Below are 24,273 nucleotides of genomic sequence, written 5' to 3'. Positions count from 1 at the left end.
TATTAGGAGGTTCAGGTGAATGACATTTTGGCAGTTTGCATTCAAAAACGTAACCCGGAACGCCAGAGCTTATTTCGCCTATTTTGTAAGTAGTGCATTTTCCATTGCAATTTTTTTCTCGTTTGCGGTTTATTTATTTCATCCTAAATTGCATATGACAGGCGTGAATGCTGCTCTGAACATATTAATGACAATTTCAGAAATTGTCATTGTATTCTTTTCATTTTTCTTTTTACTATATTCAATCGGTACTTTCTTAAAAGTACGAAAAAAGCAATTTGGGATTTTAACAGTACTTGGCATATCTCAAAAACAATTAAAGAGACTCGTATTTCTAGAAAACATGCTAATTGGTGTTCTTTCCATCTTTTTCGGCATTCAACTTGGACTTGTCTTCTCGCAGTTCTTTTTATTAGTTACCGCCAAAATTACACATGTTCCTGGTTTATATTTATATTGGCCAACAGCTGCCATTATTTTAACTATGATCATTTTTCTAGGACTCTTCATTCTCGTCTCATCGTTTACGCCGATGCTCATTCGGACGAGAAAGGCTGTACGTCTTTTAAAAGAAGGAACAAAACAAAAAGAAAGAAAAGCATCCGTGCTCATCTCTCTATTTGGTGCGACATGTTTAATATCTGGATACGTACTAGCAGCAAATCCGCTATATTTCATGTCGTTGGGCGACGTAATTGGGCTTTTGTACGCCGCCACCAGTATATTTCTCATTCCGTCACTTGTTGCAGCTGGAACATACTTTTTCTTTTCACAAATTAGTTTTTTACTCATTCGTATATTAAAAACGCGAAGAACATTTTATATGAAGCGAATTAATATGCTTTGGATTTCTGATTTAGCAGCGCGCATTCGGACAAACATTAACATGCTCTTTATTGTAGCGATGCTATCAACACTTGCTTTTACTATGATTACATTCTTATATGGTTTTGGTAAATTTATGAAGTTCGATACAGTAAGAGAAAATCCTTTTCCTTTTACATATTTATCACATACTGAAAATACGTTAGCGGATGAACATTTAAATTGGTTAAAACAAAAGTTTAACGAAGAGCAATTTACTTATAAACAATTTAAAACGGATATATATGAAGTATCTTCAGCGGAAGGAAATTCGCAGCTCTATTATGCAATTAAACAAAGTGACTATAATGTACTTGCTAAGGCTTTAAATTGGGAAACGCTCACGGTAAATAAGAATGAATCTTATATTCTTATGAAAGACTTAGATGATCAGGTTATTGGAACGCTTCATAATAAAGACAAGAAAAATACTCTTACACTTACTCAAAACAATTTACAACTACAAGTGAAAGAATATAAAAGTTATAACCCATTCCCAAATCGCTTAATATACCAATTGCTCATACTATCTGATGAAAATGTAGAGGCGTTATCATCCGTTTCAAAACAGATGAGTGTATATAGCTTTAAAGTTAAGGACTGGGAAAAAGCTAATAACATCGGCTCTTTATTCATAGAAAAAGTGAATACAGACGGGAACAACATTCAAGCAGAGCACCCGCCTTTCCATGCAAGTGAAGCGAGCGATTCTCTATACACAACAAAACAAAATGTCGCTTCGTTCTTCTTAATTGGGACTTTCTTAGGTGTTATTTTCTTTATTGGTGCTGGCAGTGTTCTTTACTTCAGAATGTATACAGATTTAACAAATGAGCAAGAAAAGTATGTAACGATTACAAAAATCGGTTTAACAGAAGCTGAGATGAAACGATCTGCTACAATTCAACTTGCAATTCTTTTCTTTGTTCCATACATTATGGCATCGATTCATACGATGTTTGCGACAAAGATGCTACAAGAAGTATTACATCTCTCGTTCTTCGCTGAGATTACAGTCGTACTTATGATTTTTGGAACGGTTGAAATTTTATTTTTCCTTTTAATTCGTTCCTTCTATATGCAAAAATTATCACAACACATTAAGTTTTAACGGATAGAAAGGTGATTACTATGGAAGAAGTTTTACACATAAAAAACGTCTCAAAAGTGTATGAAGGAAAAGTCCCTCATACTGCTTTAAAAAATATAAATTTACATGTAGATAAAGGTGAATTTGTCGCTATCATGGGACCATCTGGTAGTGGTAAATCTACATTTTTAAACGTTATCTCTACAATTGATTCCCCTACTTCTGGTGATGTCGTGATTAACGGAAAAAAACCGCACACATTTCGTAGAGAGAAGTTAGCTATTTTCCGCCGCCAAGAGTTAGGATTTGTTTTCCAAAACTTTAACCTACTAGATACACTAACAATCGGTGAAAATATCGTACTACCTTTAACATTAGATAATGTTCCATTAAAAGAAATGGACGAAAAGCTTAATAACATTTCCAAAAAGCTTGGCATTGATCATATTTTAGACAAACGTATTTTTGAAGTTTCTGGGGGACAAGCACAACGTACCGCAGTAGCACGTGCTGTTATTCATCATCCGTCACTTCTACTTGCCGATGAGCCAACGGGAAATTTAGATTCAAAAGCGGCAATTGACGTGATGGAACTATTTACGAAATTGAATAAAGAAGAAGATGCAACAATTTTAATGGTTACGCACGATCCATTCGCAGCAAGTTACTGTAACCGCGTCATTTTTATTAAAGATGGCGAGCTTTACAACGAACTACATCGCGGGCTATATCGCGAAAAGTTTTATCAAGAAATATTAGATGTTTTAGCATTATTAGGAGGAAGACGTGGATGACATTTTGGCAATTTGCATTTAAAAATGTCTCGCGTAATTCTAAAGCATATTTCGCTTATTTTGTAAGTAGTGCTTTTTCTATCATGGTTTTCTTTTCATTTACTGTATACGCGTATCACCCACGCTTACAAAATGTACAAAGCTTTCAAGAACGTGATCCTCTAATGAACTTAGCTAGTACAGCACAGCTTGTTATCGTTATGTTCTCGTTCTTCTTTCTCTTATATTCAATTGGAACATTTTTAAATGTACGGAAGCAGCAATTCGGGATACTCACGATTCTCGGTATCTCACAGAAACAATTAAAAAGACTTTTATTTACTGAAAACATGATCATCGGGCTATTGTCTATCTTTATCGGCATTCAAGGTGGCCTTGTATTTTCTAACTTTTTCTTATTAGTCACTTCGAAATTAACAAGTGCGAAAGGTCTCTATTTATATTGGCCAACAGAAGCGATAATCGTGACAACCGTAACGTTTATCATTTTATTTTTAATCGTTTCTACGTTTACACCGATGTTTATTCGTACGCGTAAAACAGTCCATCTTATTAAAGGGAACAAGAAAGTGACAGCCGAAAAAAGGCCGTCTATACTCATTTCGATATTTGCTTTAACTTGTTTAGGGTTATGTTATTATATTGCTGGTTATCCACAAGGCTACGTAACCGAAAAAAATGTGCAAAACGGATCTGTCTTCTTTATTATATTATCTATTTTGCCACTCGTAGTAATCGGAACATATTTTTTCTTTTCACAAACATTTCTTCTTTTTATCTATATTTTAAAGAAGCGTAGAAAGTTTTATTTGAAACAAATAAACATGTTATGGATTTCAGATTTAGTTGCTCGTACCCGTAGTAATATTAATGTACTCTTTATCGTTTCGATGCTATCTGCGCTTGCATTTACGATTATTATCGGACTATTTGCTGCGAATAATAATACAAAAGCGTCGATACTAGAGCGATATCCTATTCCCTTCACATACAAATTAGAAGGGGATCATTCCCTTGAACGAAAGCACGTTAATACTATTGAATCCGAACTTTCCAATGCTCATTTTCAATATAAAAAATATAAATTTACGCTTTTAAAAGATACTGCTTCAAAAGAAGAGATTGCAATTATGAAAATGAGTGATTATAACGAAATTGCTAAACAGTTAAAGAGACCTACAATCACCCTTGATTCAAAAGAAGTTTACATTATTTCTGGCTATTCACCAGAGCTATTAAACCTTGTATCAAATCCATTTGTAAAACAAAATACAATTACGCTTGAATCCAATAAAAAGGAGTTTTATATAAAGGGATTTATTAACAAAGGAATAGCACCACCATTTGCATTAGCAAATTTAGTTATTATGCAAGATTATGCAATCGATACTATGATTCCTCATATTGAAACCATTACAGTTTATAACTACTTCGTGGATAATTGGGAAAATGCAATTATTCCAACAAAAAATATATTAAAAAGTATTAGTAATGACACCGAAAAATATTATGAGGCACATAAAGACGATAAGCATGCATCTCCCGTTCCTTTTAATATTTATACAGCTACTGATGAGTTACTCCATAATAAAGAAAATGCAGTTGCTCAATTCTTTATTTGGGCATTTCTTGGCTTTATCTTCTTTATCGGTGCGGCTAGCGTTTTATACTTCCGTATGTATAACGACTTAACGAATGAAAAACAAAAATACATTACGATTACAAAACTAGGCTTAACTGAATCAGAAATGTTTCGCTCTGCAACGATTCAGTTAGGAATTTTATTTTTCGTTCCTTATATCGTTGCTGGTGTTCACACGTTATTTGCGGTTAAGTTTTTACAAAGCATGTTCGCTTTTTCTTTACTAAAAGAGTTATTGATTGTACTCACCTTTTTCGGGATTATCGAGATTATTTTCTTCTTCTTAATCCGTTCTCTGTACATTAATAAATTATCACAGCATATAAAAATATGAATAAAATAGCCTTGTGCATAATGCACAAGGCTATTTTCAATAGTTTTTAATTAGCAGCAATATCCACCATAGCCGCCGCCATAACCGCCGTAACCACCATAACCACAACCGCCTCCGCCGAAGCAGCTAGCACCGATGATAATTAATAAAATAAACAATACGATTAGAAGCGCAAAACCGCCTCCGCAACCATGGTTTCTGCGGTTACAATCATCATGTCTGTGTTCACACTTTTCGCTCATTACTCTATTCCTCCTTTAGTATCATTCATAACAAGTTCACCTTGCTCTAAATGAGGGGATTCCATTTATAGTATGTTTTCAGGGCGAATAGGAAGCTTGGCTTACCTAAAAACGGGCTTGTTTTTGGAAATGGGCTTCATCAAAAAAAAGATACCAATTAAGGTATCTTCTAAATAAAAGTATTTAATAAGAGCGCAAAGCCAAATGCAATAAATGATAACAATGTCTCAAGTACCGTCCACGTTTTAAACGTTTCCTTCACCGTTAATCCTAAATACTCTTTTACAAGCCAGAATCCTGCATCATTTACGTGAGAAAACATTAATGATCCCGCACCTGTTGCTATAACGAGCAATTCTAAATTTACACCTGACATGTGCTGAATAACTGGTGAAACAATACCTGCTGCTGTCGTTAATGCTACTGTTGCTGAACCTGTTGCAATTCGAATTAATCCAGCTACCATAAAAGCTAACACGATCGGCGATAACGATATATGCTCTGCCATTTGCGCAATCGCTGTTCCAACGCCGCTTTCAATTAATATTTGTTTAAATCCACCGCCTGCACCGATGATTAAAATAATGGAACCAACCGGTAATAAACTTTCATCCGTTAATTTTTTAATCACCTTTTTATTAATTCCTTGCCTTATTCCAAGTAAATAAAATGCTGCAAAACATGAAATAAGTAAAGCAATTACTGGACTTCCTATAAATACAAAAAATTCAGTTATCTTTTTCGGTAATGAAATATATGGTGCAACCACTGATAAAATCATTAATACAACCGGTAATAAAATAATAAAAAATGAAACTTTACGACTTGGTAAATCAGTTGATACAGTTGTAACTCGAACTAGCTCTGGTTCATTTTCAGGTATAACCCTTTTATTTACCCACTTTGCAAATATCGGTCCTGCGATAATGGCTGTTGGTAACGCGATAATTAATGAATATAAAAGTACCTTTCCTAAGTTCGCGTTATAAATACCGATTGCTGTCATCGCCCCTGGATGTGGTGGCACTAGCCCATGCACAATCGATAATCCAGCAATGACAGGTAATGCAATTAATAATATATTTTGCTTCGTCGTTTTTCGAATGGAAATAACAAGTGGTAATAAAATGACGATCCCCACTTCAAAAAATACCGGAATCCCTATAACAAATCCTGCAAATAACATAGCCCAAGGTAGTTTCTTTACACCGAAAAATCGAATAAAGAAGTCTGCCACTTGCATGCTGGCCCCTGAATCGGACATCATTTTTCCTAAAATTGTTCCGAGAGCTAAAATACCAACTAAATGCCCTAGTACACTACCAACACCAGTTTCATAGGCAGTCACTATTTTCGTCAAATTCAATCCAGACATGATAGCTAAAAATAAACTCGCAACTGTTAAACTAATAAATGCATGCCATTTCCACCATGATACCCCTAAAATAACAATCGCAATTGCAAATAACGTGACGATTAATAAGTATATATCCATCTCTCATTCCCCTTACTTTTATCCCGTATTTGCAGGCAATAAACACCTAATTGGTGCGGGATGAATCTAATGAAACACTTTATAAAAAAAGAGGGCGAATACCCTCCTTTTATACGTCATAATTCACTACATAATGCTGCATTTCTGTGTTGTAGTAGCCTTCGCTATATTCAATTACTTCGCCAACTTCATCGTAAGAATAGCGCATACGTTTTAATAACGCTGTCCCCTCTTTTTCACCTAACGCTTCTGCAACAAAACTAGGCGCAAGTCCAACAGCGAATTCATCTCTGAAGTTTTCTAAATGTATACCTCGGTCTTCAACTAAATCGTAAAGCGATTGCAAGTCAAAGTCCGATAAATCTGTACTTGCCATGTGTGCTGAGAAATAGTGCGTATAATGAATGTACGGTGCATCATTTAACGTATATAAACGTTCAATGCGAAAACTTTCCTTACCGAATAATCGAAATGGCACCGTTCCTTCTTCATTATGAACGATTTCTGCTTTGAGCAATTTCTTCTGTACTTTATATCCTTCTTCCACTAACACTTCTGTAAATTTCTTACCCTTTGACAACTTTGTCGCAGAAGTATTGCGGATCACTTTCGTTCCTTTACCGCTTTTCTTTTCTAAATATCCTTCTTGAGCAAGTTCTTTAATCGCATTACGCACTGTAATTTTGCTCACTTTGAACTCTTCTTCTAACTGCGGTTCGGAAGGAATATTCGTATGAATCGCATATACACCATGCAATATTCGATCACGAATAATATTTTTTATTTGTAAATATAATGGTCCTTTTTTCCTCGTTACGTTCACCGTTACACCCACTACCTTTCTACATCACCTACTGATGCCGTCATTGCCCGAAGTATATCCTTCTCTGATGACATTGGCGTATCACCGACGATTGTATGTGCAAGCATTCCAGCTGCTGACGCAAATGAAACAGCTTTCTCTGGTGCAAACTCTTCTATCTCGCCATGAATAATCCCGCTCGTATAAGCATCTCCAGCACCTATTCTATCATATACAGAAAACGTAAGTGTTTTTGCAAAAGTGAACGCACCATCTTTACATATAAACCCGCGAAGTGAGTGTGTATTATCGCTATTAATAGAGCGATGTGTACCAGCAATTGTAGCAATCTGATATATTTCAGCAACCTTTGGAATAAGATCAACAAGTTGCGCCTCTCGCTCTGTCTCTTCTGTTTTCATTCCAAGAACGAACATTGCATCTTTTTCGTTCATCATAACGATATCAGCAAGAGCTAGCATTTCTTCATAATGCGTTTTCGCTTGCTCATATCCGTCTTCTCCCCAAAGCGATGGACGATAATTACAATCAAAAACGACAGTGCCTCCGTTTTCTTTCACTGCTTTCGCTAAAGATTTCATATGATGGCGCACCGTATCATTCATCGCAAGTGTAATTCCGCAAAAATGAACGATATCAATTTCCTTGGCGATTTCTTCAAATTGATACATGTCTTCACATGCCGTATTGAAGCTACTTTCTAATCGATTTGAATATGTAACGCGGCTTGCACGTGCACCAAATCCATTTTCCAAAAAGTATATGCCGACATATTTACCGCCTCTTGAAATAAACGGTGCCCGAATGCCTAACTTTTGAATATGTGATACCGCAGCATCCCCAACCGAGTTTTCCGGTAAAGTTGAAATAAGAAAGCCTTCATGACCGAGATGAGAAAGTGCTGCTGCAACGTTCACACCAGTACCAGAAAATGAGTAATGTAATGTGTTAGCTTGCGACAACAACTCATATCCTGGTACTTGCAGGCGCATCATTACTTCGCCGAATGCTGCAATTTTCTTACGCATTTTGATCAACTAACTTCTTCACGACCGCTAATAATTCACGAACATCTTCTACTTTCGTATTACCAGTTTCTTTATCAATAATAGAAGAGTACACGTGCGGGATCACTTGCTCTACGTTTGCTTCAAGCGCAATACGTACAATTGTTTCGAAGTTTTCTTTATCAATTCCGCCTGTTGGCTCTAATGCAAATCCCTCTTCCGCACAAGCCTTCGCAACTGCGCGATATTCTTCTTCATGAGCTAAACCTTTCATTGGGAAGTATTTCAATGAATTTCCTCCCATATCACGTACAAGTGCGATTGCTGTTTTTATTGGAACGATTGCTTTTTCTTCTCCAGCTGCACTAATTGGACCAGTAGAAATATTTACGTAACCTACTTTTCCTGTTGGAGATACTAAACTATTAATCCAGCTATCTTTTCCGCCAAGATTTGCACGTGTCGCTCCAACTGAAGGGAACACTTGGTTAATATGGCTACCAGGATAATGCTTCGCAATTTCAGCTACAACTGCTGCTTGGCGATTATCTCCAGCTCCTAGTCCGATTGATACAGCGTCATCAATTTCTTTTCCGTATGCTTTCATCGCTGTAACGGCTTCTTCTACTGTTGGGTAATCTTTTGATAGCACTCCGACTACTACATAACCTTCTGCTGCTTCAAAGATGTCTTTCGCATTTTCAATATTGTTCGCTAATACATTTAATGCTACACGGCCTTTATAAAAACGTTTTTGAATGTTTGTCATTTTAGTTTCCCCCTACAATTTCTCTCAATTTTTCTTCAATTACATGTATGTCATCACCTTGAAGTGGACGTGGATCAATATCAAAGAATCCTTGTCTTACTCCGTAATCACGTGTATAAATGGCAATTTCCCCTTCGCGTAATGCTGTTACGACGTCTTTTGCTGATTTATTTAACTCGTTCTCGTTAATGTGAATACGTGCTCTAAAAATCGCTCTTCCTGCTTCATCTTGAACGATTGTTACATTTACACCGTTTAATTCTTTTAGTGGCATAAGTACTTGTAATAACTCTTTTTCTTGTTCACTTTTATCTTCTTTTACTCCGTACTCATCAAGCGCTTGAAGTAAACCGAAAGTTGTTTCTTTCCCGACTTTCATACTTCTTCCGATGCAATGTAATTGCACTTTCAGCCACTCAATATATTTTCGTTTACCGCCAACAATGCCAGAAGTAGGTCCTTCAATTGCCTTTGAACCGCTATAAATAGCAAGGTCTGCATACTTCACATATTTTTGAATATCTTCTTCAGCTGCCGCATCGACGATAAGTGGTACGTTATTTCGCTGCGCAACTTCCCATGCTTCTTCAACAGAAATCATATTTTTTTGAACGGCATGATGGGATTTCACATATAGGATCGCTGCTGTATTTTCACCAATCGCATCTTCAATATGCTCTGCTTTCCCTTCATTTGCGTAGCCAACTTCTACAAGTTTACCACCGCCTAAGTAAATCATCGTTTCAACAGGAGCACCGTATTGAACGTTATGACCTTTTAACATAATCACTTCGTTTTTCGCGATGACCTCTTGATGAAGTCTTTCACTTTTACGGCGATTTCCTTCTGTCACAATTGCTGCGATAGAAAGCGCAATTCCGCTCGATGCTGAATTCACAACGACCGCTGCCTCTGAATCTAGAATTCTAGCAATATGGTCTCCTGCTTTATCTACTAAATCAGCAATTTCCACATAATTTTGTCCACCATGTTTCATCGCATCCATCACTGTATCTGTCGGAGCGGATACACCTAAAATACTCATTCTACCGCTCGCATTAATTACTCTTTTTAATCCGTACTTAGCATTCAATGAATGACCCATTGACTACAACCCCTTTCGTATCAATTCTTCTTTCAGCAATGCGCTGATCCCCTTCTGAATCAATTAACGTAACCTTCTCATCTTTCACCGTAAATAAAGTTAAGTTTGCAATATCGCCTTCTTGAATACGGCCAAGCTCTGGTTTTTTCAGCCACTCTGCCGCATGTTTCGTCACCGCATCAATTACCTCTTCTAGCGGATATCCTAAGTAAAGGAATTTCGAAAGAACGTGAGCCATACTATACACGGGACCGTGTATACGATTCTTTCGGTAAATATCTGTACTAATTGTATTAAAAGCAATATCGTGACGCTTCGCCGCTTCTGCTACTTTAAAAGAAAAACTAGCATTGCCATGACCAACATCTAAATGAACACCGCGCTTCACTGCATCTAGTAATACAGGTAGCGGTTTGCCTTCTTCATCAAATAAATTATTTTCTTTCCCGTTTAAGTAATGTGTAATCACATCATCTTTTTCTAAAAGAGGTACAACTTCCTCTATGCGAGGAGGTGCTGAACCGATATGTACCATAATCGGTAATGATGTTTCACGAGACAATGAGCGCGCTACATAAAGCGGTTCAATTCCGCTATCACAAACGACACTTTTACTCATTCTCGCCTTTAACCCAACGATTACATCTTTATACTTTTCTACTGCTTCTATTACTTTCTCTTTATCTATCCATTCCATGTTGGATAGTTCATCAATTCGTTTCAAACCAATGCGAGAAATATTTAAAAAGGCAAATAAATTCGTTTTTGCCTGCTCTCTACTTTTTACTAAATCTGCAATACGATCAGCTCCGCAGCTACCCGCATCAACAATTGTCGTTACCCCTTGCTTAACGCCAATTTCATCTACCTCATCGCCATACGGATCAAACTCTGGAAAAGCGTGAACGTGTAAATCAATCCAGCCACTCGATACGTAAGTACCAGAGTAATCAAAAACCTTTCCACCCTCGCCAGCACCAGCTTTCGTCACCTGTGCGATTTTATTATTTTCAATTACAATGTCAATCTCTTCCCCGTTCACACGTTTCACATTACGTAGTACGAATCGTTCTGTCATTGTATTTCCACCCTTTTCTATAAGAAGCTATAAGAAGCCATAAGAATACGCTTACATTAAAATTTCATCTTTATATCTCTTTCACACGTTTAGCGTAACACAAAAAAAGGGAGAAGTAAATATAACGTTATAATGTTTAAAAGTAAATAAAAAGATGCACCTCCAAAATGCTGATAGTACAAGAAATTAGATCAACGATTCGACAAGGAGTATTGATTTACCGACAAAAATGCCCATCCCTTTCTTATATACGAAAAGGCTGCTCCAAATCGGAACAACCTCTTTATCTATTCCTGAACCGTCACAATAACCCCATCCATATTATTCCCCGAAATTTCATACTGCTTATTCGCTGGAACATTCACTTTCCTGTTTCCAGACACTTTATAATAAGAAACCGTATATTTCTTACCTTCCACATTCGTTGTGATTTCTTTTTTCTCTTTTAAGAAGTCTAAGTATTCTTCCAATGTAATTTTCTCTTTTTGCATAATTGCACTATGAGGTAAGCCGACATAACGTATATGCCACGGCTCATATTGAATGCCTGTAATATGACTTTTATTTTTCGGATAACGTAAAACAAACCCATGCTTCCATACGTTCTCTTCAATCCACTTTCCTTCAGGGGCTCTCTCCATTTTCTTTTGCGTAGATCCAACGTCGAGTGATAACCCTAAATTATGTTCACTGTATCCTGCTGGAAGTGCATAGTCAGATCCCATTTCTTTATACAATTTACTTTGCTCTTTAAAATCTCGATATCCGCTACTCATTAAGAAATGCTGTACTCCATCTTTTCCAGCTGCATCGACAACGTTCAAAAAATTTTCCACAACACCCTTTGATAAGCGAAGATTTCTATCAAATATGACGTAACCTCTTACTAATTCACTATTGTGATTTACATTTATAATATCAGACTTAATACTATCTTTTTTAACTGGGTAATCTTTATTCACTAATAACAGATCCCCTTTATAAATTTCTTCTTTTGTAATCTCTATATTTTCCGTATTCGCAGCCCTTACCGTATTATCTTTGTCGGCAATTTTAACATCGATCTCCTTTTGGAATAATGGTGATATATAAACGCCTACACAGATTGTGCATGCTATAAAAAAAGAAATAAATACCCACTTTTTCATTTCTAGTTCCTCCTTAACGTAACTTACGTATAGAATAGAAAAAACTATTAAAATAAAAAGTGGGGTAAAGTTTAAATTTTTATTAAATTGTTAAGTTCTCGTCTTTTGGCAATCGCACTTCAAACATTGTTCTAACGACATTACTTTCAGCAGAAATCGTACCATTATGCTGCTCAACAATATTTTTCGCAATAAACAGTCCAAGACCTGTCCCGCCACGGTTCTCAGTTCGCGATTTATCACCTGTATAAAACATATCAAAAAGATACGGTAAGTCTTCTTCTGGAATGCTGTCTCCGTAATTAATAATTTGTACGACGACTTCTTCATTATCGATATACCCATTCAGATCAACAAATTGCCCATCATATCCGTATCGAACGGCATTTGTTAACAAGTTTTCAAATACTCTAGCTAACAATTTTCCATCACCGTTAATTGGCAAATGAGGATCAATATTCAACCTAGCTTCTAAATGATGTTTCTCTAATAAAGGATACAATTCCTCATCTAACTGTATAAGTAGCTCACTTATATCAATCGGCTTTTTATCCAGCTTTAACATACCATAATTCATACGTGTAATTTCAAATAACTCATCGATTAAACTTTCGAGCCTTTGCGATTTCGTATATGCAATCGTGGAAAAATGTTTAATTTGTTCTTTTGTTAAATTCTCATCTTTAAGAATTAAATCTAAATACCCTATCACGGATGTTAATGGTGTCCTTAGATCATGAGCTAAGTTCACAACGAGCTGGTCTTTACTACTTTCAGCAAAGTCTCCTCTTTCCACCGCTTCTTTTAACTTTTCACTTGCAACATTTATTTCACGTGCGATATCTCCAAACTCATCATTTGATGAAACTTGAACTTTATTCGTAAAGTTACCGTTCGCAAGGTGATGAATCCCGTTAGAAATCTCACTAAAATACTTTAAATACGGTTTTGTCAAAAAGAAGAAGAAGATAATAGATAACGGAATAAAGAAAATTAAAAAGAAGTTAATGTCTCCAAATTCCCTTACGATTGACCTAAATTGTGCTAAAGGCTCTTCATAGCGAACCATTGTTTTATAATACAGCTGCAATCCTTTATAAATTATATAAGTTACAGTTGCAGCGAGCACCATACTTAACGCAAATAAGACAATCATTTTAAATCGAAAGCTTTTCATCATGTTATCCATTGAAAGTATAACCTACTCCCCACACTGTTTTTATTAACTTTTCCTTTCTTTTATCTTCTCCAAGTTTTTTCCGCAATGTACGAATATGTACCATAACTGTATTTCCGCCTTCAAAATAATCATCTGCCCATACTTGCTGAAAAATATTTTCTACATTGTACACTTTCTTCGGGTGACTCGCTAATAAATATAAAATATCAAACTCTTTCGGTGTTAATTCAACTTGTTCTCCATACACATTTACTGTTCTTCGCTCCGGATCAATAACGACTCCGCCTACCTCTAAAGCTGATTTATTCTCCGCTACTTTCGGCTGATTTAACGTAAGAAATCGGCGTAATTGTGCATTTACACGTGCGACTAATTCAATCGGTGTAAAAGGTTTCGTCATATAATCATCTGCACCTAATACTAAACCTGTCACCTTATCAAAATCAGACGTTTTCGCACTTAAGAAAATAATTGGCATATGGTGCTTCGCGCGAATTTGGCGCGTCACTTCATAACCATCCATTTTCGGCATCATAATATCTAAAACTACTAAGTCGATTGGCTGCGTTTCAATAACATGAATTGCCTCTTCTCCATCAGCTGCCTTCACGACATGGTACCCTTCTTTTTCTAAATGTATCTCAATTAAATCAGCAATTTCTGCCTCATCATCCGCTATTAAAATAGAAATGCGCTTCATTTTACTCCCCCTTTATCCCGCTATTTGCGGGCAGTAAGACTCCCACCTCAAAATTCGGGTGAATCAAAGAAGTTAGGTGGAAGATCAACTGCCCATAAAAGCCCGATTGGTGCGGGCTAATAATCAGTGGGGATGCCCCCACTGATTAAAGTTTCACTTTATACGCTCGATTGTAAACTAGTCTATCCAATTTGTACAATAAGAAAAGGCTACTCATAAGAGTAACCTTTGTTATTTCACCTTTCAAACACAATCCGCTGCTTCGTAATTTCCGCCAGCCTTCCGCGGTCTACTTCATACTCAGCTTCAACACTTTGCGGCACCATCACTTTCCCGCTCTCAAGCATCACTTCCGGCGAAATAATATCCCTCTTCCAATGCCTACTAGAGGCAGATATATCACCTGGAATCGTAAAGTTCGGCAATGAAGCAAGCGCAACATTTTGCGCTCGTGAAATCCCCATCTCCACCATACCGCCGCACCAAACTGGGATATTATGCTCCATGCAATAATTATGGATTTGAATCGATTCTGTTAATCCACCCACTCGCCCTGGTTTAATATTAACGATGCGGCAACTGCCAAGCGTAATTGCAACGCGTGCGTCTTCTAAACTGTGGATGCTTTCGTCTAAACAAATCGGCGTTTCCATTTCCTTTTGCAACTGTGCATGATCAAGAAAATCGTAATCCGCTAGCGGTTGTTCAATCATCATCAATTGAAATTCATCTAATCGTTTCAGTTTCTCCGTATCCGCTAATGTATACGCTGAATTTGCATCAGCCATTAACGGGATGCTTGGAAACTCTTTACGAATTTCTTTCAATAACTCGTAGTCGTGCTCTGGCTTTATTTTCACTTTAAAACGCTCATATCCTTCTTCTGCATACTTCTCGATTTGTTTTAACATAACCGGAATTGTATTGATACCAATCACAACGCCTACTTCAATTTCAGTCCTAGTTCCGCCAAGCAATGTCGCTAATGACTTCTTTTGACGCTTTGCATATAAATCCCAAACAGCCCCTTCAATTCCGGCCTTTGCCATTCTGTTTCTCTTTATATGCTTGAACAACTCTGGTATTTCATTCGGATGAGAAATTTCAGCTTTCAATAAATCCGGTATTAAAAAATCTTGAAGTACATGTAGCGCTGTCTTCACCGTTTCTTCCGTATACCACGGTTCAGAGAACGCAACAACTTCGCCAAATCCAATGTATCCATCCGTATTTTCTAATTCAATGACGATACTTTCACGCTTTTCATACGTTCCGTAGCTTGCAGCAAACGGGATTACGAGTGGCATTTCCGTTATATGAAGTGTCGCTTTTTTTATTTCCACTTACATCTCCTCCACTAATTGTCTTAACTCTCGTCTTAACAATTTTTTCGAAGCATTTCGTGGTAATTCCTCTAAGAAACACGCTTTCTTCGGCACTTTATATTTCGCTAATTTCTCCTCGCAAAAATGAAGGATTTCTTCTTCTGTTACCTCTCCACTTTTTACAACAAAAGCAGCGGGTACTTGTCCCCATTTATCGTCAGTCATACCGACAACACCGGCTTCCGCTACCATCGGATGAGAAAGCAACACTTCTTCAATTTGAGCCGGATATATATTTTCTCCGCCAGAAATAATTAAATCACTGCGGCGATCTAATACGTATAAAAATCCTTCTCCATCTAAATAACCGAGGTCACCAGTATGAAGCCATCCGTTTTGAATTGTTTCGCGTGTCGCATCTTCACGGTTAAAGTAACCGCCTGTTACGTTTGGTCCTTTTACTACGATCTCGCCTTCCACAAACGGCGGTACTACTACGCCATCTTTTTCAATACGAAGTTGGCACTGAAATAGTGGTTTCCCAGCTGATCCTACTTTCGTTAACATATAATCTGCGGATAACGTACAAATTTGCGACGACGTTTCTGTCATACCGTACGTTTGATACACAGGAATTCCTTTATCTACACAAGTTTCTAATAACGGTTTCGGCGCTGGTCCTCCGCCAAGTAACATACATCGTAAAGAAGATGGATATGTCTCTTCTCCAAGTCTCTCTAATAAATCAGTTAACATTTTAGAAACGACAGAAATGATCGTAACACCTCTCGTTTGAAGTGCTTTATGAATAAAATCAGCATCATATTTCGGAACGAGTAAAATACGCATTCCGTACATAACATTTTTCATTAAAAGAGATAGCCCGCCAACGTGGAACATTGGCATACAAGCTAACCAGCAATCATCATCACGAAGCCCTAAATTAAGCGAAGAACCGACTGCGCTTGCCCAGTGATTGCCGTACGTTAAAATAACGCCTTTCGGTTTTCCTGTCGTCCCTGACGTATAAATGATTGTCATCGCTTCTTCTAAAGAGAATTCTTCTTGTATAGAGGCTTCCGCCTTCGATCCATTCATCACTTCGGCGAACGAATATACAGGAACATCTTTAGCCTCGAAATCTTGATCCGTCACTAAGCATATAACTTCAGCATCATCCATTTGCCAAAGTAGCTCTTCTCTTGAAAGACGCGTATTTAAAAGCACAGCTACTGCACCTACGTAAGATAGGGCGTGAATAACTGTAATCATCTCCATACCATTTTTCATCAGAACAGCCACCTTTTGCCCACGCTTCACTCCTACATGCGTGAGGTGTTCACAAACAGATACTACTTTTTCATGCAGCTGCATAAAAGTAACTTTCTCTTCCTCTATTTCAATTGCAGTGCGATCTGGTGTTAAAAATGCACGTTGCTTTAACCAATTTGGCATCGTCTCCATCATACATTCTCCTTTCATGAAAGAAAGAGACTTGATATGACATCAAGTCTCTTAGTTGTTTTGTTTCCGGTTGATCTCATCTAGCTACAGCGGCTAGAACGTTCGGTGGCTTCACTTCTTCCTACGAGGCAAAAAGCGCCTCTTTGTCAGAAGCTCCATCCCCCTCACATTCTGAACGAGCTGCTTCCGCTTTTGGTTTCATCTAGCTGCGCCTCCTAGCCCCTTCCGTCTAAGAACCTTCCGCACGAGAAAGTAAAAAACACTTTCTGTGCGAAAGAACCTTAGCCTACGAGGCTAAACAGTCGGCTCCGCTTTTGGTTTGATCAAGGGAAACGAGGGAATTGACCGAAGTCCGGACTGCGTTTTTCTTTGAACGCGTCACGACCTTCTTTTGCTTCGTCAGTTGTGTAGTACAATAACGTTGCATCTCCAGCTAGTTGTTGAATACCAGCTAGACCGTCTGTGTCTGCGTTGAATGCAGCTTTTAGGAAACGAAGTGCCATTGGGCTGTTTGCTAAGATTTCTTGTGCCCATTGTACTGTTTCTGCTTCAAGTTCTTCTAGTGGTACTACTGTGTTTACTAAGCCCATATCAAGCGCTTCTTGTGCGCTGTATTGACGGCATAGGTACCAAATTTCGCGAGCTTTCTTGTGGCCTACCATACGAGCTAAGTAACCAGCTCCGTATCCACCGTCAAAGCTTCCTACTTTAGGACCAGTTTGTCCGAATACAGCGTTGTCTGCAGCGATTGTTAAGTCACATACGATATGAAGTACGTGTCCACCACCGATTGCATAACCTGCTACCATTGCGATAACTGGTTTAGGAATTGCGCGAATTAGACGTTGTAAGTCTAATACGTTTAAACGAGGGATTTGGTCGTCACCTACATATCCACCATGACCGCGAACTTTTTGGTCGCCGCCAGAACAGAATGCACGTCCACCTTCACCTGTTAAAATGATAACGCCAACATTTGCATCATCACGAGCGTGTGCAAAAGCGTTGATTAACTCCATTACCGTTTTAGGACGGAATGCGTTATGTACTTCAGGACGGTTAATCGAAATCTTTGCGATACCATTGTATGTTGAATAAATAATATCTTCGTAATTGCCTTCTTTTACCCATTCAATAGCCATTACAACTACCTCCTTGTATATTTCTGATCTCCTCTATAAGTGTAGCTTCCTTCTTAGATGAACAAGCATCACTGCATAGTTTTTAGAAATCCCTTTACTATTGTATCAAACTTTTCCGGTTGTTCCACATGAATTGCATGGCCAGCACCATCAATTTTCACAAATTTCGCGTCAGAGACGCATTTTTCGATGTTTTTTAATATGCGAAAGAACTTTTCATCATGCTCCCCGTTCATTAAAAGAACAGGTATTTTTAAGTTTTGCAGCTCGTTCCACCATGAAGGCTGAGCCCCTGTTCCCATGCCGCGCAAGCTATTTGCAATTCCTTTTGGATTGTTAGCAAGTCTTTCTTTTCGCACTGCTTCTTGTACGTTTTGTGCTAAACGTTTTTGCGTTTCAAACAGCGGAATATTTTCCCACATCGTTACAAAACTATTGATGCCTTCTCGCTCAATTTTATCGGCAAGTCGCTCATCTTTTTCACGACGTTCTTCTCTCTCATCTTCACTTTTGAGCCCAGCTGTACAATTTTCTAACAAAAGGGAATGTACATATTCTGGATATAGACATGCCATCGTAATCGCCAGTCTACCGCCCATTGAATAGCCAAGTATGTGTGCTCTTTCAATATGAAGGTAATCTAATAGTTCTTTCATTTGCAATGCTACATTTCGAATATCATAGTGAGTTACATCTTCAGGACTTTCCGTTTTTCCGTGCCCCACAATGTCTACTAAAATGACTTGAAACTGCTCACTCCAAGAAGGAACGAAGGAACGCCACGTTTCCATGCTTCCCGTAAAACCATGAAGAAGTAGAAGTGGTTCCCCGCTTCCGACTACTTCATATTCATACGATACACCTTGCAGCGTTACGTTCATTTTGATTCACCTTGCAACGATGTAGTAATTACGTCCTGCGTTTTTGCCCACAATTTACGGTGCAATGTTAAGTTTTCATCACGGTTCGTACAAATTTCTACAACGTGTAAACCTTCCGTCGTCGTTCCCTTTTGTACCTCTTCTCGGAATTGCTCCCAACCATTTACACGACTAAATGAACCGCCGTACATTTTGACAACATGCTCATAATCAAGTCCAATTGGCGTTCCAAATAATGATTCGAAATGTTCCTTTTTCTCATATTGTGGTAAGAATGAGAAAATACCGCCACCATCATTGTTTACAACGACAATCGTTATATTTAATTCATGTAATTTTGCGGCTAATAATCCGTTTAAATCGTGATAGAATGATAAATCACCAATAACTAATACGAGCGGATCGCAAATAATGCTCGCTCCTAAAGCTGTCGAAATGATGCCGTCAATCCCGTTCACACCACGGTTTGCCATCACTTGAATATTTTTATCCGATGTGAAGAAGAATGAATCTGTATCACGAATTGGCATACTATTACTCGCAAATAATGTTGCCCCTTCTGGTAGTACGCGGACGATATCCGTAATAACTTTCCCTTCAAATGCAGTTTCATATGTTTCCATTTCACGAAGCGTTTCCTTCGTTTTTTCGTTTATATGTTGCCACATTCCGAACCAATCATTCTTTTTCATAACTGGCAGTTTTTCTATTAATGCACTGCAAAATGCAATATCACTTGCTTGGACAACTTCTGTCGCAACGAGAGCTGGATCTCTCCATTGTCCAGATTCGTCAACAACGATATGAACAGCTTTCGTCTGTTTTTTGATGAACTGCGTTAATGCTTTCGAAACAGGCATCCCACCAAAACGAATCATAACTTCTGGGTTCCACGTTTCTTTTAACAGCTCATTTCGTAAAAATGTATCGTAACAGTCGATTACCATCGTTTTATCGTGATGTCCGCTACGAATGTTAGAAAGTGGATCCGCTAATATTGGATATCCCGTTTTCTCAGCTAGTTCTGCCGCAAACGCTGCGATTTCTGAATGACTATCATCTCCACAAATAATAAGCCCCTTTTCCATATGTGAAAGGCGCCCTACAAGAGAATCTACATATTCACTCGGCATCATCACGTTCCCTTGCTGAACTACTCCTGTATATTCCCCGCGTCCTTTATCCCATAAACTTTCTAATGAGAAATTTGGGATAAGCGGCTCGCGAACTGGAAAATTAAGATGAACAGGTCCTTGCGGCGCTAGAAGTGCGCTTGCTATCGTGCGCTGCGTCGTCATGCGAGCATAATGATACATCGCTTCACTCGCTTCTGGAAGTGCCATCTCTGTAAATTGCTTCACAAATGTACCGTATAAATTGAATTGATTCATCGCTTGTGGTGCACCAACATCTCTTAATTCATGCGGTCTATCTGCCGTTAAGACGATAAGCGGTACTCGTGAATGAAAAGCTTCACATACAGCTGGATAGTAGTTCGCTGCTGCCGTTCCTGACGTACATAATAATGCAACAGGGCGTTTTTTTGCTTTTGCGATACCGAGTGCAAAAAATCCCGCTGATCTTTCATCTACATGTAAATATGTGTTCATTCCTTCATGTTGTTCCATTAGTAGAGCAATCGGTGTTGACCGTGAGCCTGGACTAATGACAACATCACATACATTTAGACGCGTCAGTTCATCCACGAACGCGCCTAAATAATATGATAATGCTTCTATATGATTGTTCATTTCATTAATTCCTCCAAAGCACCAAGCATCGGTCTAAACTTCAAGCTTGTTTCTTCATATTCAAGTTGCGGTACTGAATCAATTACAATCCCGCACCCAGCAAATAAGGATGCTTTCGCGCCATTTAATAATCCGCAGCGAAGTGCAACCGCAAATTCACCATTTCCTTCATCATCTATCCAGCCAATCGGTGCACCATATAACCCTCTGTCTAACAATTCAACATCACGAATCAGTTTCATCGCTTCCAAACGAGGTGTCCCGCCAAGAGCTGGTGTTGGATGTAATTCTTCTACCATTGTCAAAAGACTCGCATCGCCTTTTGCCTCTACAGGCGTATATAAATGAATTAAGTTTTTCGTTGTTAATAAGCCCGGACTTTCCGGAATATTAACGGATTCGCAGTGCTCATTTAGTACTCCTCGAATCATGTTCACAACATAACCGTGTTCAGCTAAATTCTTTTCATCATGAAGAAGCGCATTACTATTTCGTTCACTTTCTTCTATAGATTGACCATGACCAGTTGAACCAGCAAGACACATCGAAGTAAACTTCTCATCTTCTTTGCGAATTAATCTCTCTGGCGTCGCTCCTAAGAAGCATGCTCCTTTATAATCAAAAGAAAATACGTAACAATCTGGTTGCCCAATGCGAAGTGCTTCTAAAACAAGAGCAGAATCAATATGATGATCCATTTCTACTTTTAGCTCCCTCGCTAATACAACCTTCTGCACGTTCCCCTGCTTCATCTCATCCTGCACTTTCTCAATGGCCTTCATCCAGCCTTGCGGATCTACTTCTACTTTAGAAGTAACTGTTAATTTCGATCCTTCGAGTGCACATTTACTCTCCCAAAAAATTTTCTCTTCTAAAGAAACAATTTCGTTATAAAGAGTTTCTGCACAATCAGTTGCTGAAACGAATGTATTCATTGTTAACCATGCTTTTTCATTTTTTACAGTTAATAAAAATGCTGGTAGTGAAAATGTCGTATCATCAAATTCTTTCCATAAGTCGGTTTTCTCTTTTTCTTGGTCAAATGAAAATCCACCAAATAAAAGAGGACCTGTTCCAAATTCGTATCTTTCTCTTTGTACAAATGCTTTCTCTTTTACTTTATCCCACTCGTCACGAGCCGTTTGAAAGCGTTTGTGAGAAGAAGTTGCTATAGTGAAAACAGAGCCAATTCCAGCAAATATTACATGCTGAGCTGGGTCTGCAAAATAACATCTATTTTCGAATGAGATCCTTTTTCCTGCTGCATAAAACAGAAGCGGATCTATCCAGTCTATTTGTTTTACGAAGCTCACCAATATTTTTTCATCAGTTGCACGCTTAATGGCTGCACTAAGAACTTCTTGCAAGCCTATTTGTTTCGTTTGAATCACAATTGTCTCCCCCCTATGGGCGAAAAATAGTCATAATTACGCTTGATTTTAAGATACACCTCAAACGAAAGGCCTGTCAACGTTTAGCATTTCTGAGAAATTCACCTTCTCTTCCTAGAAAATAAACGTTGACACTAAATGATGCTTTTTCTACACTTAGTTGTGTACAATATGTGACCAAAGGAGGATTCAACATGGAAATGAACGTCGAAACGAATTCCTCTCCTACGGCGCCAAAGCCAAGTAAGCAAACCGGCTGGCGCATTTGGTGGAGTTTACTACGTCCCCATACATTAACAGCAGCTTTCGTTCCTGTTTTCATCGGAACAGCCTATGCGATGCAGGTCGGAGGTATAAATCAAATACATCTCCCTCTTTTCCTTATGATGCTTCTCGCTTGTCTTCTCATTCAAGCAGCAACAAACATGTTTAATGAATACTTTGATTATAAAAGAGGACTCGATCACGAAGGGTCAGTTGGTATCGGCGGCGCTATCGTTCGCGATGGCATTCAGCCAAAAACGGTGCTTAACTTAGCATTTGGATTTTTTGGGATCGCAATACTATTAGGTGTTTATATTTGTATGAATTCTAGCTGGTGGCTTGCTGCAATCGGTCTTGTTTGTATGGCCGTTGCTTACCTTTATACAGGTGGCCCACTTCCAATTGCATATACACCATTTGGAGAGTTAACAGCCGGATTATTTATGGGTGTCATTATTATTGGAATTTCATTCTTTATTCAAACTGGAACTGTAACATCAGAAGTCTTTTTACTATCTATTCCAAGCTCCATTTTAATTGGTGCCATTTTACTAGCTAATAACATTCGTGACTTAGATGGCGATAAAGAAAACGGTCGTAAAACGTTAGCAATTCTCGTTGGACGCGAAAGAGCCGTTGGTGTACTCGCTTCTATGTTCATCGTTTCTTATATTTGGACAATCGCTCTAATTATCGTTAACATCGTATCACCATGGATGCTTATCGTATTTTTAAGTGCACCGAAAGCATTGAAAGCGACGAAAGGCTTTATCGGCAAAAGTATTCCAATGGAAATGGTACCTGCGATGATTGCAACAGCAAAAACAAATACAATCTTCGGTCTCCTCATGGGAATCGGATTATTGCTTGGATATTTCCTATAAAGTGAAACTTTAATCAACTGCCCGGTAATGCGGGATAAAAAGGAGCTGCTAACGTGGCTCCTTTTTCATATACCAATTTCAGCTCATAATTCCTACTCTCAACGCTCATACTATGTAAAGAAACTGAATTGTAGGAAGGTGGACGACTATGTTAACTCCACAACAAATAAATCAATTTAAATCTATTTTAGAAAAACAACAACAAGAAGTTGAACAAACAATACAAACTCATGAGAATACAGATCGTGCTTCTGAACGCGATTCTGTTGGAGAATTATCTAGCTATGACAATCATCCAGGTGATATGGCTACAGAATTGTACGAACGTGAGAAAGATTTCGGGCTCATCGAATTTTGGCATAAGCAGCTAGAAGATACAAAACATGCCCTGCAAAAAATTGAAGAAGGTACGTATGGAATTTGCGAAGTATCTGGCGAAGAAATTCCGTTTGAAAGATTAGAGGCAATGCCAACCGCTACAACATGTATTCAGCACACTACAAATAAATTAAATATGAACACGCGACCAGTTGAAGAAGAGGTGTTGGCTCCTTCTTTTCACAAGCACGACGAAGATCATTCTGTAGAATACGATGCTGAAGATGCATGGCAAGATGTCGCAAATTATGGGACATCAGAAACACCGTCCGATTTAGAAAGACAGGATTCCAAAAACTATAATGGCATGTACGTAAATAGTGAAGAAAATGTTGGGTATGTAGAGGATTTCGAAAATTTTATAGGAACAGACATGTATGGCAAAAATCCTCAAGTTTTCGCCACAGAAGAACATGAAGAGTATGAACAAATGCTTGATGACTTTGAAGAGCGTACTTTCAAAGGCGAGTTATCTTCAAATGAATCTAGCTCCAAAGAATAAAAAAAGCATTCCGAAATTCG

At 38.2% G+C, this 24,273-nt stretch carries 21 protein-coding genes; 5 read left to right on the top strand and 16 right to left on the bottom strand.

The window, feature by feature from the left end:
- The first annotated feature begins 19 nt into the window (after window positions 1-19).
- Genes DM800_RS05410 through DM800_RS05400 form a run of 3 tightly spaced genes read left to right on the top strand, consistent with a single transcriptional unit; the run spans window position 20 to window position 4,724 of the window.
- Complete coding sequence (locus DM800_RS05410; protein WP_147786549.1) at window positions 20-1,975, top strand: ABC transporter permease; 1,956 nt, start codon at window positions 20-22, stop codon at window positions 1,973-1,975.
- Window positions 1,976-1,995: 20 nt separating this feature from the next.
- Complete coding sequence (locus DM800_RS05405; protein ID WP_071757563.1) at window positions 1,996-2,748, top strand: ABC transporter ATP-binding protein; 753 nt, start codon at window positions 1,996-1,998, stop codon at window positions 2,746-2,748.
- A complete protein-coding gene (locus DM800_RS05400) occupies window positions 2,745-4,724 on the top strand; it encodes an FtsX-like permease family protein (protein WP_147786548.1) in 1,980 nt (659 codons plus the stop codon). The genes DM800_RS05405 and DM800_RS05400 overlap by 4 nt, the downstream gene beginning before the upstream one ends.
- Window positions 4,725-4,774: 50 nt before the next feature.
- Here DM800_RS05400 and DM800_RS05395 read toward each other — a convergent pair whose 3' ends face one another.
- The 16 genes from DM800_RS05395 to DM800_RS05320 form a co-directional block, all read right to left on the bottom strand.
- Window positions 4,775-4,966, bottom strand: coding sequence for a YjcZ family sporulation protein (locus tag DM800_RS05395; RefSeq protein WP_098721880.1), 192 nt, complete (start codon window positions 4,964-4,966; stop codon window positions 4,775-4,777).
- Window positions 4,967-5,135: 169 nt separating this feature from the next.
- Window positions 5,136-6,461: a gluconate permease GntP gene (gene gntP, locus DM800_RS05390; protein WP_147786547.1), complete on the bottom strand. Its 1,326-nt coding sequence runs from the start codon at window positions 6,459-6,461 to the stop codon at window positions 5,136-5,138.
- Between the two features lie 109 nt (window positions 6,462-6,570).
- On the bottom strand, window positions 6,571-7,296 hold the full coding sequence (locus DM800_RS05385; RefSeq protein WP_000539264.1) for a GntR family transcriptional regulator: 726 nt from the start codon (window positions 7,294-7,296) through the stop codon (window positions 6,571-6,573).
- A complete protein-coding gene (locus tag DM800_RS05380; protein WP_147786546.1) occupies window positions 7,296-8,312 on the bottom strand; it encodes a sugar kinase in 1,017 nt (338 codons plus the stop codon). Before DM800_RS05380 ends, DM800_RS05385 begins: the two co-directional genes overlap by 1 nt.
- Window positions 8,305-9,060 carry a 2-dehydro-3-deoxy-phosphogluconate aldolase gene (gene dagF / locus DM800_RS05375; RefSeq protein ID WP_000181914.1) on the bottom strand — a complete coding sequence of 252 codons (756 nt, stop codon included), beginning with the start codon at window positions 9,058-9,060 and terminating at the stop codon, window positions 8,305-8,307. The genes DM800_RS05380 and dagF overlap by 8 nt, the downstream gene beginning before the upstream one ends.
- A 1-nt stretch (window position 9,061) precedes the next feature.
- Window positions 9,062-10,165 (bottom strand): DgaE family pyridoxal phosphate-dependent ammonia lyase, encoded by a 1,104-nt coding sequence (locus DM800_RS05370; RefSeq protein WP_000510094.1) that lies wholly within the window; start codon window positions 10,163-10,165, stop codon window positions 9,062-9,064.
- Window positions 10,143-11,243: an amidohydrolase/deacetylase family metallohydrolase gene (locus tag DM800_RS05365; protein ID WP_147786545.1), complete on the bottom strand. Its 1,101-nt coding sequence runs from the start codon at window positions 11,241-11,243 to the stop codon at window positions 10,143-10,145. The genes DM800_RS05370 and DM800_RS05365 overlap by 23 nt, the downstream gene beginning before the upstream one ends.
- A 287-nt stretch (window positions 11,244-11,530) precedes the next feature.
- The gene (locus DM800_RS05360; protein ID WP_147786544.1) at window positions 11,531-12,391 is read right to left on the bottom strand and encodes a M15 family metallopeptidase; all 861 of its coding nucleotides are present in this window, start codon (window positions 12,389-12,391) and stop codon (window positions 11,531-11,533) included.
- 82 nt (window positions 12,392-12,473) lie between these two features.
- Window positions 12,474-13,580, bottom strand: coding sequence for a HAMP domain-containing sensor histidine kinase (locus DM800_RS05355; protein WP_147786543.1), 1,107 nt, complete (start codon window positions 13,578-13,580; stop codon window positions 12,474-12,476).
- Window positions 13,573-14,271 carry a response regulator transcription factor gene (locus DM800_RS05350; protein WP_147786542.1) on the bottom strand — a complete coding sequence of 233 codons (699 nt, stop codon included), beginning with the start codon at window positions 14,269-14,271 and terminating at the stop codon, window positions 13,573-13,575. The genes DM800_RS05355 and DM800_RS05350 overlap by 8 nt, the downstream gene beginning before the upstream one ends.
- A gap of 236 nt (window positions 14,272-14,507) precedes the next feature.
- Complete coding sequence (gene menC, locus DM800_RS05345; protein ID WP_147786541.1) at window positions 14,508-15,614, bottom strand: o-succinylbenzoate synthase; 1,107 nt, start codon at window positions 15,612-15,614, stop codon at window positions 14,508-14,510.
- A complete protein-coding gene (locus tag DM800_RS05340; RefSeq protein ID WP_147786540.1) occupies window positions 15,615-17,060 on the bottom strand; it encodes an o-succinylbenzoate--CoA ligase in 1,446 nt (481 codons plus the stop codon).
- A 323-nt stretch (window positions 17,061-17,383) separates the two neighbouring features.
- Window positions 17,384-18,202 (bottom strand): 1,4-dihydroxy-2-naphthoyl-CoA synthase, encoded by an 819-nt coding sequence (gene menB, locus DM800_RS05335; RefSeq protein ID WP_000963888.1) that lies wholly within the window; start codon window positions 18,200-18,202, stop codon window positions 17,384-17,386.
- A gap of 68 nt (window positions 18,203-18,270) precedes the next feature.
- Window positions 18,271-19,083, bottom strand: a complete 813-nt coding sequence (gene menH / locus DM800_RS05330; RefSeq protein WP_147786539.1) for a 2-succinyl-6-hydroxy-2,4-cyclohexadiene-1-carboxylate synthase — start codon at window positions 19,081-19,083, stop codon at window positions 18,271-18,273.
- Complete coding sequence (gene menD / locus DM800_RS05325) at window positions 19,080-20,834, bottom strand: 2-succinyl-5-enolpyruvyl-6-hydroxy-3-cyclohexene-1-carboxylic-acid synthase (RefSeq protein WP_147786538.1); 1,755 nt, start codon at window positions 20,832-20,834, stop codon at window positions 19,080-19,082. Before menD ends, menH begins: the two co-directional genes overlap by 4 nt.
- Window positions 20,831-22,225: an isochorismate synthase gene (locus tag DM800_RS05320; protein WP_088609425.1), complete on the bottom strand. Its 1,395-nt coding sequence runs from the start codon at window positions 22,223-22,225 to the stop codon at window positions 20,831-20,833. The genes menD and DM800_RS05320 overlap by 4 nt, the downstream gene beginning before the upstream one ends.
- Before the next feature lie 194 nt (window positions 22,226-22,419).
- On the opposite strand from DM800_RS05320, the gene DM800_RS05315 reads away from it, so the two are divergent.
- A complete protein-coding gene (locus DM800_RS05315; RefSeq protein WP_147786537.1) occupies window positions 22,420-23,373 on the top strand; it encodes a 1,4-dihydroxy-2-naphthoate polyprenyltransferase in 954 nt (317 codons plus the stop codon).
- Window positions 23,374-23,521: 148 nt separating this feature from the next.
- Complete coding sequence (locus DM800_RS05310; protein WP_048541151.1) at window positions 23,522-24,253, top strand: yteA family sporulation protein; 732 nt, start codon at window positions 23,522-23,524, stop codon at window positions 24,251-24,253.
- The last annotated feature ends 20 nt before the right edge of the window (window positions 24,254-24,273 follow it).

It is taken from the genome of Bacillus sp. AY18-3 (genome assembly GCF_008042305.1).
In the GTDB taxonomy this organism is placed as follows: Bacteria; Bacillota; Bacilli; order Bacillales; family Bacillaceae_G; genus Bacillus_A; species Bacillus_A wiedmannii.
This window is presented reverse-complemented; position numbering and strand designations above follow the sequence as displayed.

Excerpts from the sequence above, each read along its gene's own strand:
- menD (WP_147786538.1), bottom strand. The coding sequence starts at position 20,834 with ATGAACAATCATATAGAAGCATTATCATATTATTTAGGCGCGTTCGTG.
- menB (WP_000963888.1), bottom strand. The coding sequence starts at position 18,202 with ATGGCTATTGAATGGGTAAAAGAAGGCAATTACGAAGATATTATTTAT.
- DM800_RS05315 (WP_147786537.1), top strand. The coding sequence starts at position 22,420 with ATGGAAATGAACGTCGAAACGAATTCCTCTCCTACGGCGCCAAAGCCA.
- DM800_RS05310 (WP_048541151.1), top strand. The coding sequence starts at position 23,522 with ATGTTAACTCCACAACAAATAAATCAATTTAAATCTATTTTAGAAAAA.
- dagF (WP_000181914.1), bottom strand. The coding sequence starts at position 9,060 with ATGACAAACATTCAAAAACGTTTTTATAAAGGCCGTGTAGCATTAAAT.
- DM800_RS05410 (WP_147786549.1), top strand. The coding sequence starts at position 20 with ATGACATTTTGGCAGTTTGCATTCAAAAACGTAACCCGGAACGCCAGA.
- DM800_RS05360 (WP_147786544.1), bottom strand. The coding sequence starts at position 12,391 with ATGAAAAAGTGGGTATTTATTTCTTTTTTTATAGCATGCACAATCTGT.
- DM800_RS05380 (WP_147786546.1), bottom strand. The coding sequence starts at position 8,312 with ATGCGTAAGAAAATTGCAGCATTCGGCGAAGTAATGATGCGCCTGCAA.
- DM800_RS05405 (WP_071757563.1), top strand. The coding sequence starts at position 1,996 with ATGGAAGAAGTTTTACACATAAAAAACGTCTCAAAAGTGTATGAAGGA.
- DM800_RS05355 (WP_147786543.1), bottom strand. The coding sequence starts at position 13,580 with ATGGATAACATGATGAAAAGCTTTCGATTTAAAATGATTGTCTTATTT.
- DM800_RS05340 (WP_147786540.1), bottom strand. The coding sequence starts at position 17,060 with ATGGAGACGATGCCAAATTGGTTAAAGCAACGTGCATTTTTAACACCA.
- gntP (WP_147786547.1), bottom strand. The coding sequence starts at position 6,461 with ATGGATATATACTTATTAATCGTCACGTTATTTGCAATTGCGATTGTT.
- DM800_RS05370 (WP_000510094.1), bottom strand. The coding sequence starts at position 10,165 with ATGGGTCATTCATTGAATGCTAAGTACGGATTAAAAAGAGTAATTAAT.
- DM800_RS05395 (WP_098721880.1), bottom strand. The coding sequence starts at position 4,966 with ATGAGCGAAAAGTGTGAACACAGACATGATGATTGTAACCGCAGAAAC.
- menH (WP_147786539.1), bottom strand. The coding sequence starts at position 19,083 with ATGAACGTAACGCTGCAAGGTGTATCGTATGAATATGAAGTAGTCGGA.
- DM800_RS05350 (WP_147786542.1), bottom strand. The coding sequence starts at position 14,271 with ATGAAGCGCATTTCTATTTTAATAGCGGATGATGAGGCAGAAATTGCT.
- DM800_RS05400 (WP_147786548.1), top strand. The coding sequence starts at position 2,745 with ATGACATTTTGGCAATTTGCATTTAAAAATGTCTCGCGTAATTCTAAA.
- DM800_RS05365 (WP_147786545.1), bottom strand. The coding sequence starts at position 11,243 with ATGACAGAACGATTCGTACTACGTAATGTGAAACGTGTGAACGGGGAA.